This window comes from Campylobacter sp. CNRCH_2016_0050h (genome assembly GCF_025772605.1).
GTDB classification, from domain to species: Bacteria; Campylobacterota; Campylobacteria; order Campylobacterales; family Campylobacteraceae; genus Campylobacter_D; species Campylobacter_D lari_D.
Genome location: NZ_JAKMSK010000043.1, coordinates 1 through 567, shown reverse-complemented (window position 1 = coordinate 567; position 567 = coordinate 1). Strand labels below are relative to the sequence as shown.

Here is a 567-nt window from a genome sequence, read left to right as displayed (position 1 = left end):
AATAAAACTGATGAAAATTTAAATGTACAACAGGCTTCAAATTATTTAAAAATAAGCACTTCAAAACTTTACAAGGATTGTAATTTAGGAAAAGTTCCTTTTTGTAAAATTGGCAAAAAACTTGTTTTTAAAAAAGATGATCTTGATGAATATTTAAAACTTAATAGCTCTAAAAATAGTTTAAAATTTTAATCACACTTAACCAAAAAACCGAAAAACCTAAAAAACCATTGTAAATTAGTGTTTTTCAGTTTTAAAATTACTAAAAATAGCATTTAGAGTATTATTAATAGTTTCATTTTTAATATTTGCATATCTTTTTGTAACTCCTATGCTTGAATGTCCTAATGTTTCTCCAATGGCTTCTAAAGATATACCCATATTAATACCTATATATCCTATTAAATGTCTTAAGTCATGCAATCTAATAGGAGTTTTTAATTTTTGATTTATTTTATCCCAATGCCATCTTATATCTTTATAAGGGTTTCCATCTTCTTTAATAAAAATATATCCTTTATTTTTTACTCCAATGCTTTTTAAAGCTTCTATTTGTAAAGAACTTAA

The 567-nt window shown here is 23.3% G+C and carries 2 protein-coding genes; one reads left to right on the top strand and one right to left on the bottom strand.

Translation table 11 applies throughout. The annotated features are described in order from the left end of the window. On the top strand, positions 1–192 hold a 192-nt coding region (locus L8X28_RS08320), incomplete at its 5' end, for a helix-turn-helix domain-containing protein (protein WP_263666061.1). Between the two features lie 45 nt (positions 193–237). On the opposite strand, the gene L8X28_RS08315 is transcribed toward L8X28_RS08320, so the two are convergent. Then, the coding region (locus L8X28_RS08315; RefSeq protein WP_263666060.1) for a tyrosine-type recombinase/integrase at positions 238–567 on the bottom strand (330 nt) is incomplete at its 5' end.